The organism is uncultured Haliea sp. (assembly GCF_963973825.1).
Lineage (GTDB): Bacteria > Pseudomonadota > Gammaproteobacteria > Pseudomonadales > Halieaceae > Haliea.
The window spans coordinates 17,953-34,566 of the sequence record NZ_CAXBAE010000009.1; the positions used below are offsets into that span (position 1 = coordinate 17,953).

16 protein-coding genes and 1 pseudogene are annotated in these 16,614 nt (G+C 54.8%); 5 read left to right on the top strand and 12 right to left on the bottom strand.

Annotated features, from left to right (window positions below):
• Positions 1 to 6: 6 nt before the first annotated feature.
• Positions 7 to 114: pseudogene (locus AACZ17_RS11425) on the bottom strand (IS5/IS1182 family transposase); the annotation flags it as partial.
• Between the two features lie 134 nt (positions 115 to 248).
• Positions 249 to 1,115, bottom strand: coding sequence for a glycosyltransferase (locus tag AACZ17_RS11430; protein WP_290746234.1), 867 nt, complete (start codon positions 1,113 to 1,115; stop codon positions 249 to 251).
• A 97-nt stretch (positions 1,116 to 1,212) separates the two neighbouring features.
• Here AACZ17_RS11430 and AACZ17_RS11435 point away from each other — a divergent pair, with 97 nt between their 5' ends.
• Positions 1,213 to 1,944, top strand: coding sequence for an FkbM family methyltransferase (locus AACZ17_RS11435; protein WP_290746237.1), 732 nt, complete (start codon positions 1,213 to 1,215; stop codon positions 1,942 to 1,944).
• 192 nt (positions 1,945 to 2,136) lie between these two features.
• Here AACZ17_RS11435 and AACZ17_RS11440 read toward each other — a convergent pair whose 3' ends face one another.
• The 8 genes from AACZ17_RS11440 to AACZ17_RS11475 are packed head-to-tail and all read right to left on the bottom strand — an operon-like array spanning position 2,137 to position 10,535.
• A complete protein-coding gene (locus AACZ17_RS11440) occupies positions 2,137 to 3,096 on the bottom strand; it encodes a glycosyltransferase family 2 protein (RefSeq protein WP_290746240.1) in 960 nt (319 codons plus the stop codon).
• An 11-nt stretch (positions 3,097 to 3,107) separates the two neighbouring features.
• The gene (locus tag AACZ17_RS11445; RefSeq protein ID WP_290746243.1) at positions 3,108 to 4,421 is read right to left on the bottom strand and encodes a polysaccharide biosynthesis protein; all 1,314 of its coding nucleotides are present in this window, start codon (positions 4,419 to 4,421) and stop codon (positions 3,108 to 3,110) included.
• The gene (locus tag AACZ17_RS11450; protein WP_290746246.1) at positions 4,421 to 5,440 is read right to left on the bottom strand and encodes an NAD-dependent epimerase/dehydratase family protein; all 1,020 of its coding nucleotides are present in this window, start codon (positions 5,438 to 5,440) and stop codon (positions 4,421 to 4,423) included. Before AACZ17_RS11450 ends, AACZ17_RS11445 begins: the two co-directional genes overlap by 1 nt.
• Positions 5,437 to 6,318: an NAD(P)-dependent oxidoreductase gene (locus tag AACZ17_RS11455; protein ID WP_290746249.1), complete on the bottom strand. Its 882-nt coding sequence runs from the start codon at positions 6,316 to 6,318 to the stop codon at positions 5,437 to 5,439. The genes AACZ17_RS11450 and AACZ17_RS11455 overlap by 4 nt, the downstream gene beginning before the upstream one ends.
• A gap of 17 nt (positions 6,319 to 6,335) precedes the next feature.
• Positions 6,336 to 7,649, bottom strand: coding sequence for a lipopolysaccharide biosynthesis protein RfbH (gene rfbH / locus AACZ17_RS11460; RefSeq protein ID WP_290746252.1), 1,314 nt, complete (start codon positions 7,647 to 7,649; stop codon positions 6,336 to 6,338).
• A gap of 37 nt (positions 7,650 to 7,686) precedes the next feature.
• Positions 7,687 to 8,754 (bottom strand): CDP-glucose 4,6-dehydratase, encoded by a 1,068-nt coding sequence (gene rfbG, locus AACZ17_RS11465; RefSeq protein WP_290746255.1) that lies wholly within the window; start codon positions 8,752 to 8,754, stop codon positions 7,687 to 7,689.
• Between the two features lie 4 nt (positions 8,755 to 8,758).
• Positions 8,759 to 9,532 carry a glucose-1-phosphate cytidylyltransferase gene (rfbF, locus tag AACZ17_RS11470; protein ID WP_290746259.1) on the bottom strand — a complete coding sequence of 258 codons (774 nt, stop codon included), beginning with the start codon at positions 9,530 to 9,532 and terminating at the stop codon, positions 8,759 to 8,761.
• A gap of 19 nt (positions 9,533 to 9,551) precedes the next feature.
• The gene (locus tag AACZ17_RS11475; RefSeq protein WP_290746263.1) at positions 9,552 to 10,535 is read right to left on the bottom strand and encodes an FAD-binding oxidoreductase; all 984 of its coding nucleotides are present in this window, start codon (positions 10,533 to 10,535) and stop codon (positions 9,552 to 9,554) included.
• 440 nt (positions 10,536 to 10,975) lie between these two features.
• Between AACZ17_RS11475 and gmd the strand changes: the two genes are divergently transcribed.
• Positions 10,976 to 12,097, top strand: a complete 1,122-nt coding sequence (gene gmd, locus AACZ17_RS11480; RefSeq protein WP_290746266.1) for a GDP-mannose 4,6-dehydratase — start codon at positions 10,976 to 10,978, stop codon at positions 12,095 to 12,097.
• Complete coding sequence (locus tag AACZ17_RS11485) at positions 12,097 to 13,071, top strand: GDP-L-fucose synthase (protein WP_290746269.1); 975 nt, start codon at positions 12,097 to 12,099, stop codon at positions 13,069 to 13,071. Before gmd ends, AACZ17_RS11485 begins: the two co-directional genes overlap by 1 nt.
• On the opposite strand, the gene AACZ17_RS11490 is transcribed toward AACZ17_RS11485, so the two are convergent.
• Together AACZ17_RS11490 and AACZ17_RS11495 are read right to left on the bottom strand one after the other, a co-directional pair.
• Complete coding sequence (locus AACZ17_RS11490; protein WP_339638263.1) at positions 13,052 to 13,747, bottom strand: FkbM family methyltransferase; 696 nt, start codon at positions 13,745 to 13,747, stop codon at positions 13,052 to 13,054. The genes AACZ17_RS11485 and AACZ17_RS11490 overlap by 20 nt on opposite strands.
• Positions 13,748 to 13,777: 30 nt before the next feature.
• Positions 13,778 to 15,157 carry a flippase gene (locus AACZ17_RS11495; RefSeq protein ID WP_290746275.1) on the bottom strand — a complete coding sequence of 460 codons (1,380 nt, stop codon included), beginning with the start codon at positions 15,155 to 15,157 and terminating at the stop codon, positions 13,778 to 13,780.
• Between the two features lie 285 nt (positions 15,158 to 15,442).
• Between AACZ17_RS11495 and AACZ17_RS11500 the strand changes: the two genes are divergently transcribed.
• On the top strand, positions 15,443 to 15,694 hold the full coding sequence (locus tag AACZ17_RS11500) for an exodeoxyribonuclease VII small subunit (protein ID WP_290746278.1): 252 nt from the start codon (positions 15,443 to 15,445) through the stop codon (positions 15,692 to 15,694).
• Between the two features lie 20 nt (positions 15,695 to 15,714).
• Positions 15,715 to 16,605: a polyprenyl synthetase family protein gene (locus tag AACZ17_RS11505; RefSeq protein ID WP_290746281.1), complete on the top strand. Its 891-nt coding sequence runs from the start codon at positions 15,715 to 15,717 to the stop codon at positions 16,603 to 16,605.
• Positions 16,606 to 16,614 lie beyond the last annotated feature (9 nt).

The window sequence follows — 16,614 nt, forward strand, 5'->3', positions numbered from 1 at the left end:
CTTCTCCAGCCTGGCCCACGGGATGAGCTTGTCCATCCGTTCCAGAAAAATCTCGCGCCGAGTTTTGCGCTTCTTGTTGGCAAACTCGGCTTCGGCGAAGGTCATCTGGGTCATGCTGACATCCTGTGCTTGGGGCATGGCGTATTATCGCAAAATTCCAGGCTTATTCAGAGTATTTCTAAGGTGCGGTGAAGATGAAAATTGAGCCCGACAGGTATAGCAAATTGAAAGTTATAGCTCTGTGGTACTCACCTATCTCCGCGCACCCGGTACTCTCCGCTAGAATGATCGTAAGCAATCAGATGTGAACTCAATGCCACTTTGATCGCATCGGGAAGATAGTTCGCCATAAGAAACCGAGCAGCCAGTAAGAAATCCAGAAAGCGTGGACGGCGACAAATGGAGAGATGCTCTTCTCTATAACTCTCGGCCCTGATCTGGCTCAATTGACCCACATGAATTGTGAACCCAGCCAGCCACGCGGATACAACATAGAGATTCGCATGCTGACTGAAAACACTCCAGAGATAAGCATCGCCAGCCAGCTTGAATCTACGCAATCTATCGAAATCAATCCTCTTATGTAGTGATGCCGACCAGAAAGTAGATTCCTGCTGAATATGTGGAAGCAACCCTCCGTAAAAGCCCTTATCGATAAGCCTACGGCTATAACCATAAGGCAACCGGCAAGATACCATATGTTCTTGTTCGTTATAGACAACGTCAAATCCGGTGACGAACTCAACGCAGCTAATGGAGAAAACCTCATCAAGTATTTCGAGCGCATGCGGCGCATAATAATCACCGGCATTTACGTAAGCGTATATATCTGCAACGGCAGCGCGCTGAAAACCTTTGGCTATCGCGTCGTACATCCCCGAATCTGATTCAGAGTGTACTCGTATTGAGATACTATCTACCATACTCGAAAAGTCATGCGCAATGCGTTCAGCTATAGCCAGAGTGGCATCTGTCGACCCTCCATCGCATATTATATACTCCAAAAATATACTGCCATCACCCGCCGAAAGCGCCGTCTGCTTTATTACGGAGTGCATAGTGCGCTCAATGTAGCGCTCCGCGTTGAGACAGGGAGTCACGATGCAGAAATTCATGGTTCGCTCTGTAGCACTTGTCGACTTGGTTAACCTTGCGTGTGTACACTAAGGGCTCTTCTCTATAAAACGTTACCTCGACGGGATACTGAAAGCAATGAAACTCTTGGCTAGAATAGTTAACTATTTGCTGGGCTTGGTGGGCCTCAAACTCATCCCCAAGAGTGCCGATGCCTTCCAGATGACTAAAGCGCTCGAAAGGCTCTTTGTACACATTCCGAATACAAAGACAGTCATTGACATCGGTGCATCCAATGGCATGTGGAGTGAAGCCGCGATGCGCACATTCCCAAAATCCAGCTTTCTGGCTGTGGAACCCCTGATCGAGCGGGAGCACTTCCTTCGGGCGATACAGTCCCGAACCCCACGGTTTGACTATGCACTGTGCGTTGCTGGCTCTCCAAACGATGAGATTCTTAGAATACGTGTCGCAGAAGATCTTGACGGCAGTGCAGTTGATATCGATGGCGCCTCAGGTCGCCAAGTGCCAAGTAAGACCATAGATCAGTTGGTTGTCGAGAAGGGTCTAACGGGTCCTTTTATTCTCAAATTCGACACACATGGATTCGAGCGAGAAATTCTTGAAGGAGCAAGAAAAACGCTACACACCACTGAAGCAATCATTATGGAATGCTATAACTTCAGCATCACGAAAAGCAGCTTGCGATTTCCAGATATGTGTCTGGCTCTGGAAAAAATCGGTTTTAGACCGATGGACCTTGCAGATCCAATGTTACGCCCTACCGATAGTGTTCTTTGGCAGTTTGACTTGATATTTATGAAATCTGATGCCAAAGTTTTCCTAGATGACCGCTATCAGAGCCATTAAGACCATGCTGTGTTTTCAGGGTATTCCAAGTGAACTATCGCATCAGCGCTCATTCACCAACACTAATTTCGATTAACTAGCGTCTATGTGCGCAGCGTCTGATGTATCATTTTCACTCCTGGCTGGAACTAAAGACGAGATACCTCCGAGACTCGGCGTTCCGTTCCGACTAAATCCATCGCATTTGAGCTGTTAAACGTAGTTTAGCTTGCCACCCCAGAGTCGCGTGAGAAGACTTAGCAACGCATAAAACGTGAAAGCACACTGTTCAGAAAGTTGGCCGCTGCCCTCATATTCAATCAAATATTGCCTGGGTTGAATCCATTTTCGATCAAACCGAAGTTCGCGAAGCCATTCATCAGCCAGATATCGCATCCATGACGCTCGCCCTCTTTCTTCTATCAAGTAGTGACTTAACGCAGACCGGTAACCTTGAGAAATCTGATTGCGGGTGTTTGAAACTGAAAAAGATCCACTATGGGCGCGAAAAAAGACGAGTGGCGTAGAGAGGTGAACAACGCAGCTATAACTCCCGGCAGTCAACAGCGATATCATTACATCTGGTCCTGCCCCGTGAGCATCGAAGGGTCTAGGCGTTGCGGTCGGGAAATTTGTGTGCAAGTTGGCGATCAAGTCCTTTGTGCGAATTACAATGGCACCTGGGCTGACTGGAGCATCGCCACACAAAATTAGATTGATGAACTTAGTCGAGTCCAAACGCACGGCATTGCCTAATGAATAGTCAGTGCGTGATCTGTCCTTGCTCCTGCCGATTCGAGCCGCGCAATAAACGAGTGCCACATCGGGGTCTTCCAACTCTGGTACCATTTCGGCAAGACAGTTCAGTTCCAGCGTGTCGTCGCTAAACAGGATCTTGACAAATTCGCCCCTTGCCTGTTCGGCGCAGCGCCTCCAGTTGCGCACCGGGCCAATGTTCCTATTGTTGCGGAACGCTCTCACACGCGGGTCGCGGGCGGCGAATTGCTGACAGATTTTCCAGGTGCCATCGTCGCTCGCGTTATCCACCACCACGACCTCGAAATCCAGATAGGTTTGAAGCAGCGCTGACTCGATGCACTCAGCTATCAAATTTTCCCGATTGTATACAGGGATGAGAATACTGACTCTCGGTGAAGCCTTTGTGTCGGTCATGCTGCCTGTACTTATACGTGAGACTTAATAAGGTAATGAACTTGAATTGGCAATGCTACAGCAGCAAGCAGCAAACTGCAGATGGTTCCCAGCACAATCCCGCTCAATCCCAAGCCAAGATGTTTCGCCAAAAATATGGACAGCGGGATATTCGCCAGCATGGCCACAATAGCTGTGTAAAGCTGCAGTCTGATTCTACCTATACCGTTTACCAACATGACGAAGATGGTGTTCCAGGTGGAGATTAGGACGAATAAACCTATTGTAATTATGATAGGTAAAGAAACTACCAGATCACTGCCTATCCACACGGAAATTATCGGGCGTGCCGATAGGCACAGCGCAATAACCATGACCACGATGCCCCCAAAGATCATCATTTGTTTGCGGAGCATGTCTTCTATCCACGCAAAGTTCTCGCGGTGGTACGCATCGGTATAGGCCGACCAGAGCGGCCCAGCGACCAGTGCGTGCACGAAGGTGATTACACCAAAAAGCTTGGAAACGACCTCGTACTGAGTAACGTATTGTGGGCCGAACAGCTGGGTAATCAACATTTTGTCGGTAGTAAAAAGAACGAGCACGGCGAGCTGGATGGTGAAGAACTGCAGGCCTACATGCAATAAAGGGTGCGCATGCTGTTTTTTTAAATACGGACGCGGGCGTAGCTCTGGATAACGTTGGTAGAACCACAGACTCAACGAGATGTTGGCGGCAGTCAAGGATAGGCCGTAAACAAGTGCCAAATGGCTGATCGACGCACCGGTGGTTTTGGTGAGGACATATACCAGACCGAGCACCGCGACGTTCGAGATCAGCTGGCCCAAGGCTATCACCGAGGTTTTCTGTACAGCTCCCAGAAGCGCACCAATCAGACCGATCCAGAAGTTGAGCACTATAAAGAAAACCCCGATTTGCACGGTCGCCCGCAGGGCGGCGTCCGAAATCGTCTGGGTATTGAACACTACCTGCCACGGTATAAAGAACGAAACCGCCGTGACGAGCACCCATAGCGCCAGCGCGATCAAGCCAATAAGAGTGTATCCAGAGGCGATAAAACGGGCGGCTTCGCCGCGCTCGTTCTTGGCCAGGGACTCGGCGACTCTGTTGCGCAGACCGTTACCGACACCCAGGTCAAAAAACAGGACCCAAGACATGACAGTGAGCAGGGTTGACCAGACGCCGAACTGCTCTTGGCCTAGGTAGCCGATCATAAGGGGAATCGCGAGGAAGGAGGCGCCCATAGCGATAGCACGATACCCAACCGCGCCCTTTATCTGACGCAGGTAGTTATGGGTCCGCTCCGTGGAACCGGCCTCGTTCATCAGGCAGTGCCCACCCATTCAACCATGCGCGCCACACCTTTCTGAGCAGAGACCAGTGGCTCCCATTCCAGCAGTTGTCTGGCCTTAGCAATATCCGCGACGAAGACGCGCTGGTCGCTCTTGCGAACGGGAAGCCGGGTGAACTCCAGCTCGATCTCCTGTAGTTGTTCAAGGACTGAGAAAAGCTCCAGCAGCGAAAGGCTGTTTCGGATGCCGCCACCGATATTAAAAGCCTGACCCCTGGCCTGTTCGATATGGGCGACCGCGGCCATATATAGCTGCTTCATATCGTCCGCATGGAGTACGTCGCGTACCTGCTTACCTGTGCCCGAAATGGTGAAAGGCTCTGTTACCTTGCCTGCTCGCGTTTCAACGGCCTTCTGGCAAAACCAGCCTACCCAGCCCTGATCATAGGTAGCGAATTGCCTGCCGCCGTACATCGACGAGTGGCGGAACACGACGGTCTTCAGGCCAAAGATACGCGCGTAGTCCAGCATGTACTGGTCAGCAGAACCCTTGGAACAACCGTAGGGCGAATGAAAATCCAGCTGTGTCTGCTCGTCAAAACCGTTGGGGTGCTCCACACATTGGTAGCGCGTTTCAGTTTCCTGATAATTATATTGCTCCAAATCACCATAGACCTTGTTGGTCGAAGAGTACACCACGATAGCCTGTGGTGCATGCTGGCGCACCGCTTCCAGAAGATTGTGCGTACCCAGCGCATTCACTTCGAAGTCCATTCGCGGATTGGCGATTGAGGTGGTCATCGCCACCTGGCCAGCAAGATGGAAAATGGTATCTGGCTTGAACGTTTGGATAACGCGGGTGATGTCATTCTGGTTGCGGATGTCGCCGTGCTTGAGGGAGAATTTCCCCTGTCCTTGCAGCCAGGCTAGGTTGTCGCGCGAGCCGTTTCTGGAGAGATTATCGAAAACCACCAGTTCGTCGCCTCGGGCGAGGGCGTCCGATGCCAGATTACTGCCCAGGAATCCGCAACCGCCGGTAATCAGTAGTTTCACGTGTTAAATTCCAGCTCGATAGTCTTTTGGAGGCCTGCTTCCAGGTCAAAGGCTGGTTGCCAGCCAAGTTGTCTGATGCGATCGGTATTGGCCTGGCAATGCATCACTTCATTTGGGCGATACGGTAATGCACCAAAATGCAATTCGGTCTGTGATGCCGTCAGTCGATGCGCTGTTTCGACAAACTCCCGGATAGTGGTTGCCACCCCAGAGCCCACATCTATGTCTTGCGTCGCATCCAACTGGTGGCGTTTCTTCAACAATGTATCATAGGCGTGAACGACATCGTCAATGTAGATCAGGTCACGCGCTTGCTCACCTGCGGTTAACTTGAGCAAAGGATCGTTGCGCTGGCATGCGTTCAGCACATGCGTGGTGAACTTAGACGCATCATCATTCGGGCCATACATGTGTTGGAGTAGCACATTGACAAACTTTAACTGACCGCCCGATTGGAGCGGGAGCATACGGCCCCAGCCTGCAAACTGATGTTTACTAAGCGCATAAACGCTTACCTCAGGGGCCAAGGCGCTGCCAGTATTGATAAAGGTGACGGGCAGTGTGCTTTGCTGGAGAGCCTGTGTAATGACAACTCCAAACCGCAAATTGGTATCAAAAACCTGTAGGTTAGTTTCGCCCTGTCGGCCGTAGGAGCACGCAGTATGTACAACTATTTCTGGCTGGGTCTTTTTGATAAAGGCATAAACTTCAGCATCAGTAGTATAGCGGCCGATATTGAACGAGGGATCCAGACCGCTCAGGCGGTGCAACTGCGAACCGGGCCTTAGTAGCAGCGCCACCTGATGGCCGGCCTTGAGCCAATGGAGAGCAAGAGCGCTTCCCAAAAAGCCACTTGCGCCAGTCAACAGAATATTCAAAGCAAGTATCGCCCGCTCTAGAAGTTGATTCCGAAAAGCTCCTCCATCTTTTCTCCGATGAAGTCGAAATGCTCGGCAGAAAGCGAAGGCTGAACGCCCAACCAGAACGTCTGGTTCATGGTACGGTCGGTGTTGGTCAATTCGCCAACCACACGATACTCAACATCCTTGAAGTAGGGCTGTCGGGTAAGGTTACCGGCAAACAGAAGGCGAGCGCCAATCTTGTATTGGCCAAGGTATTTAAGCAGGTCAAGGCGCCTTACCCCGCTGGACTCTTTGAGGGTCACCGGAAAGCCAAACCAGGAGGGGTCGCTGTTGGGTGTTGCTTCGGCGACTTCCAGATATTCGTTAAGGCTGGCAAGCCGCTCCTTAAGCAGCGCGAAGTTACGCTTGCGCGTAGCTATGAATTCGGAGGCGCGTTCCAGCTGGGCTAGCCCGCAAGCAGCCTGCATGTCCGTAATTTTCAAGTTGTAGCCAATGTGGGCATAAACATACTTGTGGTCATAGCCGTGCGGCAAAGTGCCGAACTGCTGGCCAAAGCGTTTACCGCAGGTGTCATCGCAGCCAGGTGCGCAGTAGCAGTCCCGGCCCCAGTCACGGAAGGACTCAGCGATCACCTTCAGTGTTGGGTTGTTGGTGAATACTGCGCCACCCTCCCCCATGGTGATGTGGTGCGCCGGGTAGAAACTCAGCGTACCAATGTCACCCCAGGTACCGACCATTCTGCCATCGTATGTGGCGCCCAGCGCGTCGCAGCAGTCCTCTACCAGCCAGAGCTGGTGCTTCTCACAGAGGGACTTAACCTTGGCGAGGTTGAACGGGTTCCCCAGCGTGTGTGCCAGCATAATGGCCTTGGTTTTGGGCGTAATCGCCGCCTCAATCAAGTCGGCATTGATATTGTGGGTCTTAGTATCAACATCAACAAATACTGGCACGGCTCCGAACTGCACAATCGGGTTGACAGTAGTTGGGAAGCCCGCAGCCACGCCAATGACCTCATCCCCCTTTTTGATGGCGCGGTCCCCCAGGTTTGGTGACGTTAATGCGCTGAAGGCAACCAGGTTGGCGGAAGAGCCGGAATTTACGGTGATCAGGTGGTCGACACCAATGAATTCCGCCAGTTTCCTCTCAAATTCGGCGTTGAAACGGCCTGTAGTCAGCCATCCGTCCAGCGACGCTTCCACCATTAGTTGCAGCTCGCGCACACCAATAATCTTGCCAGATGGTGGAATGACGGTTTCACCTGGGCTAAACGCTTTGGGGGCCAACGCTGTGTCGGCGTACTGTTCAACCAGTCTGCCGATCTCCTGTCGGAGTGCTTCTGGAGTCATGAAGTGCCTTTGCAGATTATCTCGGTGAGTTTCAGGGTCAACTGGCTTGATACTGCGTTATTTGGTCGAGGGTCTTTTGCTGGATATCGCCCTTGCCCAACCAGCATCGTTGCCAGTCCACAATGGACAAAAGCGCCTGCTCCAAAGGCCAGCGCGGCTGCCAATGTAGTTTGCCGGCGGCTTTGGAGATATCCAGTTTCAGCAGCTGTGCTTCATGAGGCAATGAACTCCGGTCCAAATGCCAGCTCGCTCCTTCGCCCCAGACTGAGACCATGTAGTTCAATATCCACTCTACAGCGCGAACATCTTCATCTCGCGGCCCGAAGTTCCAACCTTGCGCGTATTCCGCACCTTCGGTAGATAGCTTTTCAGCTAGAAGCAGGTAGCCACTCAAAGGTTCTAGTATATGCTGCCATGGGCGGGCGCCCTGCGGGTTGCGGATTATCACCGGCTGCTTCTTCTCGAACGCCCGTAGGATGTCTGGAATCAACCTGTCATCGGCCCAATCACCCCCGCCAATCACGTTACCTGCCCGCGCTGAGGCCAGCCAAGCCGTTTCTGGGCTGTCGAAAAAAGAGCTGCGGTAGGCCGCGGTCACCAGCTCCGAACAGCCTTTGCTGCTGCTGTAGGGGTCATGGCCACCCATGGGCTCGTATTCGCGATAGCCCCAGACCCACTCGCGGTTCGCGTAACATTTGTCTGTTGTTACGTTGACGATCGCTTTCAGGCTCTTGCACTGGCGTGCGGCCTCCAGCACGTGCACGGTCCCCATGACGTTGGTAGCGTAGGTCTCCACTGGCTCGCGGTACGAAAGCCGTACCAGCGGCTGAGCGGCCATGTGAATCAGAATATCCGGGTCAAACTCGGTCATGCTGCTCGTAACGGCGTCCAGATCGCGAATGTCTCTGATCTCCGACTCTATTCCCTCGGCAACTCTGGCCTCCAGAAACAGCGCTGGACTGGTCGGCGGCTCGAGGGCAAAGCCTTTGACCTTGGCATCCATACTCTTAAGCCAAAGCGTCATCCAGCTGCCCTTGAAGCCCGTATGCCCGGTCAGAAATACCTTCTTGCCCTGCCAGAAATCTGGATTAACATTTGCGCTCATCGAACTAGCCCCACACCTTCCAGGGGGCCTTGCCACTTTCCCATAATTGCTCCAGCAAGACCTTGTCCCGCAGCGTATCCATGGGCTGCCAGAAACTCTGATGCTCATAGGCCATAAGTTCGCCCGCTTCCGCCAACTGCATCAACGGCGCGTCTTCCCACATAGTCAGGTCGCTAGCGAGGAAATCAAGCACTTTAGGTGAAAGCACGAAAAAGCCGCCGTTTATCATGCCGCCATCACCTTTCGGCTTTTCCTTGAAGTTCATCACCTGCTTGTTTCGTATATCCAGTGAGCCAAAACGACCTGGCGGATAAGTGGCGGTCAAGGTTGCGGCTTTCCCGTGGGCTTTATGAAAGCGCACCGATTCCGAGATGTCTATGTCGCCTACCCCGTCACCATATGTGAAGCAGAAGGCTTCCTCATCCCTGACATAGCTGGCAACCCGCCGCAATCGACCGCCGGTCATGGAGTGCTCGCCTGTGTCCACAAGCGTCACACTCCAGGGCTCGGCGCGTTTGTCGTGCACCTCCATCGTGTTGTCACGCATGTTGAAGGTGACATCGGACATATGCAGGAAGTAGTTGGCGAAGTACTCCTTTATAAGGTAGCCCTTGTAGCCGCAGCAGATCACAAAATCGTTGATTCCGTGCGCTGAGTACATCTTCATGATGTGCCAGAGAATAGGCTTGCCGCCAATTTCAACCATCGGCTTGGGGCGGGTGCTGGTTTCTTCGCTGAGCCTTGTGCCCAGCCCGCCAGCCAGTATAACCGCTTTCATCCTTACTCCTGTTCTGACCTCAATTTGAGCTCACGAAGGCATCAGAGAAAAAATTCTTGCCACTGAGCCCCTCCGCGACAAGTTCGTCATGCGCGCTATGAATCATTGCCTCTGAACCGCAGGCGTAGACCACTGCATCGGGCAAGTTAAGTCGATCCTCGAGGACGGCGTGTTGCACGTAACCTTTGCGCCCTGACCACTCTGGGCTGCGCGATAGGACAGAGGTGAACTCTAAGGGTAAGTTGGGAAACTTGGGCTGCCAGTAAATATCCTGCTCCGTTCGCCCACCCCAGTACAGGTGAATCCGGCTAAACCCGGGTCGCGCGGCTGCCGACAACTGCTCAAGCAGCGACTTGATGGGCGCTATGCCAGTACCTGTCGCCAGCAGGATAATCTGCTTGAGGTTCGTTTTACGCAGACTGAAGGTCCCCAATGGCCCCTCCAAACGGAGCAGGTCATTGGTTTTGGCTTCAGAGAACCAGTATTGGCTCATTTCGCCATCGGGAACCTTGCGGATCTGTAGCGTAAGTTTTCCATCATTTCGCGGGGCGTTGGCAATGGAATAGCTACGGCGCAGGCCATCCTTGCCAATCATATCCACGTACTGGCCCGGCACATATCCGAGATGGATGGCCGGAGGGGTGCGCAGAGTCACTTCCAGGACGTCGTCGGTCAACGGCTGCAAGTGGTCGATGCGACAAGGCAGCGTTTTTACCTGCAGCTTTCCAAGCGCTCCCAGGTCTTCGATATCGAGCTGCACCGAAGTGGTGGCGGTTCGACAGCAGGTAAGAATGTAGCCTTCTGCCAGCTGCGATTCCGTGAGGGAGACTTCCGGCTGCAGTGCAGTTGTCTCGCCGCTTACTACCACCGCCTTGCAGACACCACATCTACCAGTCCGGCAACTGTGCTCCAGAATAATACCGTGATGTCGGGCAGCCTCCAGAATCCTCTGCTCTGGCTGGCAGTCGAAGTGAATTTGGTTGGCGAGCATCACTTTGAGCATCGTTTGGATTCTACTGGTTGCCACTCAGAACCTGATTCAATAGACCCACCCGATTCTGACCAGGTTGTGGATGCCCAGTATACCTATGCGGTTGTGGTTGAGTCTCTATTTTACTACGTGTTTCTGCTTGGTCACATAAGACAGCTGCTGGTTCCTATCGGATTGTTTAGCCGCTGACCGTGTGTATTCTAATCGACCAATCGAACTGATTCTACGAGACCTCAATCAACTCTCAGAAATAGATAGAGATAAGGATAGATACAAACGTAGACCTACTGTGTTATCAAATCTTGATTCTGCGACCGTTGCTTCTACCGGCGCTTCTATTCCACTGGTGAGTGCGTAGAATACCTGACTGATGAGATTTCCGAAATTCCGGTCGTCAGAAGCCCACTAACTCAACGCTATCGAAGCGAACTATATATTCAAGGAGTTCAATCTTGGCACCCAAAGCACTCATCACCGGCGTCACCGGCCAAGACGGCTCCTACCTGGCCGAGTTGCTCCTGGATAAGGGTTACGAAGTTCACGGCATCAAACGCCGCGCCTCCTCGTTCAACACCCGGCGCGTCGATCATATTTACCAAGATCCTCACGTGGACAACCAACGGTTCATCCTGCACTACGGCGATCTCACCGATTCCTCAAGCCTCACCCGCATCATCCAGCACGTGCAGCCAGACGAGGTCTACAACCTCGGCGCCCAGAGCCATGTAGCGGTCAGCTTCGAGTCACCCGAGTATACCGCCGATGTTGATGCGATGGGCACTTTACGTATTCTGGAGGCCATTCGGTTGCTCGGACTGGAGCACAAAACGCGCTTTTACCAGGCGTCAACCTCGGAACTGTATGGGCTTGTCCAGGAAACACCGCAACGCGAGTCAACTCCTTTTCATCCGCGCTCACCCTATGCAGTGGCCAAGCTCTACGCCTACTGGATCACGGTGAATTACCGTGAGGCCTACGGCATGTACGCCTGTAACGGCATACTGTTCAACCACGAATCACCCCGCCGCGGTGAAACCTTCGTGACCCGCAAAGTCACCCGCGGCCTCGCCAACATCGCCCAGGGGCTCGAAAGCTGCCTGTACATGGGCAACATGAATTCCCTGCGTGACTGGGGTCATGCGAAGGATTACGTGCGCATGCAATGGCTGATGCTTCAGCAAAGTGAGGCGAAAGACTTTGTTATCGCCACTGGCAAGCAACATTCTGTACGCGACTTCGTGCGTTGGAGCGCCCAAGAACTGGGTATCAAACTCGAATTCCACGGCAAGGGCCTCGATGAGCGGGGTATCGTGGCAGAGATCCTCGGGAACAAGGCGCCTGCGGTGCGGGTAGGTGATGTGGTAGTCCGTGTCGATCCGCGCTACTTCCGACCCGCAGAGGTCGACAGCCTGAAGGGGGATGCGACACGTGCACGGCGGGAACTGGGCTGGGAGCCTGAAATTACAGCGCGGCAAATGTGTGCAGAGATGGTCGAGGAGGACCTCAAGGTGGCGCAACGAAACGCATTCCTCAGGCAACATGGCCACGACGTGTCAGTCACGGTAGAAAACTGATGCCTCACAAGACCATATACGTTGCCGGCCACAAGGGAATGGTTGGCTCTGCCATTTGTCGACTTCTTGAGAGACGTGAGGACGTCACCCTGGTCACGGCATCCCACGACGAGCTGGATCTGTCGCGACAGACCGAGGTAGAGGCTTTCTTCTCCGGGCACGCGATCGATCAGGTGTATCTGGCAGCCGCCCGGGTCGGGGGCATACACGCCAACAACAGCTACCCGGCCGAGTTTCTGGGTGACAACCTGCTCATCCAGACGCATGTGATACAGGCCGCCCACCGGACAAACGTACAAAAGCTGCTGTTCCTGGGATCTTCCTGCATCTACCCAAAGCACGCCGCCCAACCCATCCGTGAGGATGCTTTGCTCACCGGCGAACTAGAACCTACCAACGAGCCCTACGCCATCGCCAAAATCGCAGGCATCAAGCTCTGTGAAAGCTTCAACCGCCAGTACGGACGCGATTACCGGTCAGTCATGCCGACAAATCTCTATGGGGTCGGCGACAACTTCCACCCGGAAAATAGTCATGTTATTCCCGGCCTCATGCGACGGTTTCATGAAGCGGCACAGACCGGGGCGGAGAGCGTCAGCGTCTGGGGAACCGGCACGCCCCGGCGCGAGTTCCTCTACGTCGACGATATGGCCAGTGCCTGCTTGCACATCATGGAGCTTCCTATCGAGCGCTACCAACAGCACACACAATCCAGACTCAGCCACATTAACGTGGGGACGGGGACAGACTGCTCAATCCGCGAACTGGCCGAGACCATTGCCAGGGTCACGGGGTTCAAGGGGCGGCTGGAGTTTGATACCAGCAAACCGGACGGCACCCCACGGAAGCTGCTTGATGTATCGAAGCTGGCAATGCTGGACTGGCATTCAACGATGGGCTTGGAAGAGGGATTAAAGGAAACCTATACATGGTTCCTTGAGAATGAGGCAGCTGTTATGCCGCTGCTTCCCTGAAGATCACCGTATTCATACACTTCGCATACACCTCATACCCCCTCTCCCGCATGAAGCACCCAACGTCGCTGCCTTCAACCTCGTGAAGGCTGCTCTTCAGCACTTCAACGAGCACATACTGCGGCCGGTAACGGTTCCAGTCATTAGACTTCAACACATCCAGATCCAGGCCCTCAACATCAACCGTCAGGAAGTCGATCTGCTGCCCGGCCGGCAAATGCGCCTCCAGTATCTCTGCCAAGGGTAACACCTGAATCTTTCGGGTCGAGATGATCCTGAATCGGTTGTCGGCCTGCGCCCGCTGTTCTGAGAGTGCCGCGGAAAAACCGTTCAGCGCAGGCTCATTGAACATGTAGTAGTCCAACTCCGTCGCCACGGCGCCCACGCCCATTTCAAGGTTGATATCGCGCTTACGGTGCTTGCGGAAAGCACGCATGCTATTGGGCATCGCATCAATGTTGATGCCGCGCCAGCCTGCCTTGTAGAACAGGCAGGTATTCGAGTATCGCTGTGGATGGTGTGCCCCGACGTCGACATAGAAGCCATCTCTCTTCTCCGAGAAAATCCGTTTCAGTATGAGGTCTTCGCCCTCCTGCGCCCAGGAGCATTGCTGCCACTGATCCCAGCGGATGTTATAGAGCACCCGCCTGACAAGGCTCTTGATAAAATCGGGCACGTATTCCCGTATAAACTCACGCATTAGCCATCACCAATGAGACCGGGCCATTCTGGTCGTCACAGCCACAATATTGAACGACGCCACTTTCATCGCGAAAATTCTGCGCGTTTCTCCCTGCAACAAGTCGGCAAAGAACGCAGCTGTTGCATAGGACAGCACCGTAGCCCAAGCCGCACCCAACGCGCCATAGGACGGAATGAGGAGCAGGTTCAAAGCGACATTCACCAGCATCCCCAGAACCGCCCTCTGCATGCTCAACATCTGCCGGTTCTCAGCAAGATACCAGTTACTGCTGGCAACCCCCAAGAATACAAATATCGCCGCCCAGATGTGAACCGACAACACTTCGCCGGCAGCCGCATAGTCGCTGCCAAACAGCAGGGTCACTACAGGGGTAGACAGGAATGTCATGGGCACGGCGACACACACCGAGAGCCAGACCATGACGTCGAACAGAGTCTGTAAGCGCCGGTAGTACTGTGCCTCATCGGCCATCCGGGATTCCAGGATGGCTGGCAGCACCGACGCCATAACAGCCATGGGGACAAAATACCAAACCTCACTCACGCGGGTCGCAGCGCTGTATAACCCTACCTCTGTATCACCAATCATCTGCCCGAGCATGATCTGGTCTACTTTCATATAAACGGTGATCGCCACGCCCGACAGCAGCAGGGGCCAACTGGCTGTCAGCATCGCCTTTGCCCTGCTGGCAGAGGCTCTGAGTTCGGCAAGAGAAAATCCATAGAACCGGAAAACCCAAAGCATCAGCACGGCGCCCACAAGCGCTTCGCCCATCACGGCCCACGCGAAGAGCACCAGGGGAGCATTCAGCAGAATGAGCACTATCTTGACCACGGCAAAGGCGAGAAAGGCAGCGTTCTGCACCATCACGGTGTACTTGGACAGCACCTGCGACTCGAACCAGTAGGTGGCGACGTCACTCACCTTGAAGAGCATCATGGAGCCGAGTATCGCAACCAGTACTAGCGCCAGCCTGTCCTCGGGGCGCAGCCAGAAGATAACCAGCAGAATGAGCCCGTAGGCCAGCAGCCCACCCGCGAATTGCAACGCAGCGGCGGTGCCGATTGTCACCCCCTTGCCGGCCGGTTCCCGCACGATGTCCCGGACCACAATGCCCTGCAGCCCGAGGCCTGCAACAGCCCCGAACAACCCCACAAACGCGGTGGCGAAACTGAGCAGACCAAACTGCTCGGGGCCCAGGTAGCGGGCGATCCATACCCCTACCAAAAGCCCCACGCCCATACGCAGCACTTTGTCAAAAAAGAGCCAGCCGATGTTGTCGATGACCTTCAGCAGATTGGGCCGATGGGCAACGCGGCGCCTTAGAATGTCAGGGACGATACTCAAATCGATGTACGTTCCCGGGTGAGCCGCTGTTTCCAATATTGCTCTGCACCCAGCACTCCCTCAAAGTCCATCTTACTTTATCCCTGTAGTGGCGCTGCGCGCCCGTCGCGCCGCTTGTAAGCGCACTGCCTTCGGCTCGGGTCGCCCCGTATCGCGCTCTCCTGAGGCGAGACTGACGACATTGAGCCGATCCGACAAGGCGCCAGAAAGACAACGGAGTATACCGTTGCATAACCAGGCAGTGCAGACCAGGCGCTATTCACTCAAAAATGGGCAAACGACTGTTATCATACCCCACCCCAACCCACACAGTCGGACCCCATGACCAAGAAGCAGCCAACCACCTTCGCCGAAACCCTGAGCCAGTTGGAAGCGCTTACCGCGCGCCTCGAAGACAGCGACACCTCTCTGGAGCAGTCGTTGAAAGACTTTGAGCAGGGCGTTCAACTCATTCGCCAGGCACAGCAGTCCCTGCAGGAAGCCGAACAGAAAGTGCAGCTGCTGCTTGAAAAAGAGGGCAAGCCCGTTGCTGCACCGTTCCACAGCGAAGACGAGGAAGGCACAGCAGAGTGAGCCCGGCGTTGAGCACCTTCATGAGCCATAGCCGCGCGCGCTGTGAGGCGCGGTTGCAGGCCGTGGGTGGCATAGCCGCCCAAGACGCGCGTGCCGCGGCCGCGCTCGGCGGCCTTGAGGCGGCGGTACGCTATGCATTGGAGGCTGGCGGCAAGCGCATCCGGCCCTGCCTGGTGTATGCCGCGGCGCAGGCCATCGCCCCCGCAGCGGACGCAGACGCGGCGCTGGACAATGCGGCCTGTGCCATGGAATTGATGCACACCTACTCTCTGATCCATGACGACCTGCCGGCCATGGACGACGATGCGCTGCGTCGAGGACGCCCCACCCTGCACAAGGCCTTCGATGAGGCCACGGCCATCCTGGTGGGCGATGGACTGCAGGCGCTGGCCTTCGAACTGCTGGCAGACGCGCAAGGTGTCTCGGCCGAAGGCCGGGTTGCCATGGTCAGGGTGCTCGCCCGGGCCAGCGGCCTGGGCGGTATGGTCGGCGGCCAGTTTGTCGATATCGCTGCCACCGGCAGCACCCTGACCCTGCCGGAACTGCAGGGTCTGCACGCCCTGAAAACCGGCGCCCTGATCCGCGCCGCATTGAGCCTGGGTGCCATCGCGGCCGGCGCTTCAACCGACGAGCGTTCAGCGCTGGAAACGTTCGGCCAGCATCTCGGCCTGGCCTTCCAGGTGGTGGACGACATACTCGATGTGGAGGGCAACGCTGCCACCCTCGGTAAAACCGGGGGCAAGGACGCCCTCGCGGGCAAAACCACCTATGTCAGCCTGCTCGGGCTGGCGGGCGCACGCGCCGCTGCCGATGCGCTGCTCGCCGAGGGTCTGGAAGCGCTGGGCGGGTTTGGCCGCGAGGCCGACCCTCTGCGCGAACTCGCCCGATTTATTGTGCAACGCCAGGCCTGAACGCCCCGA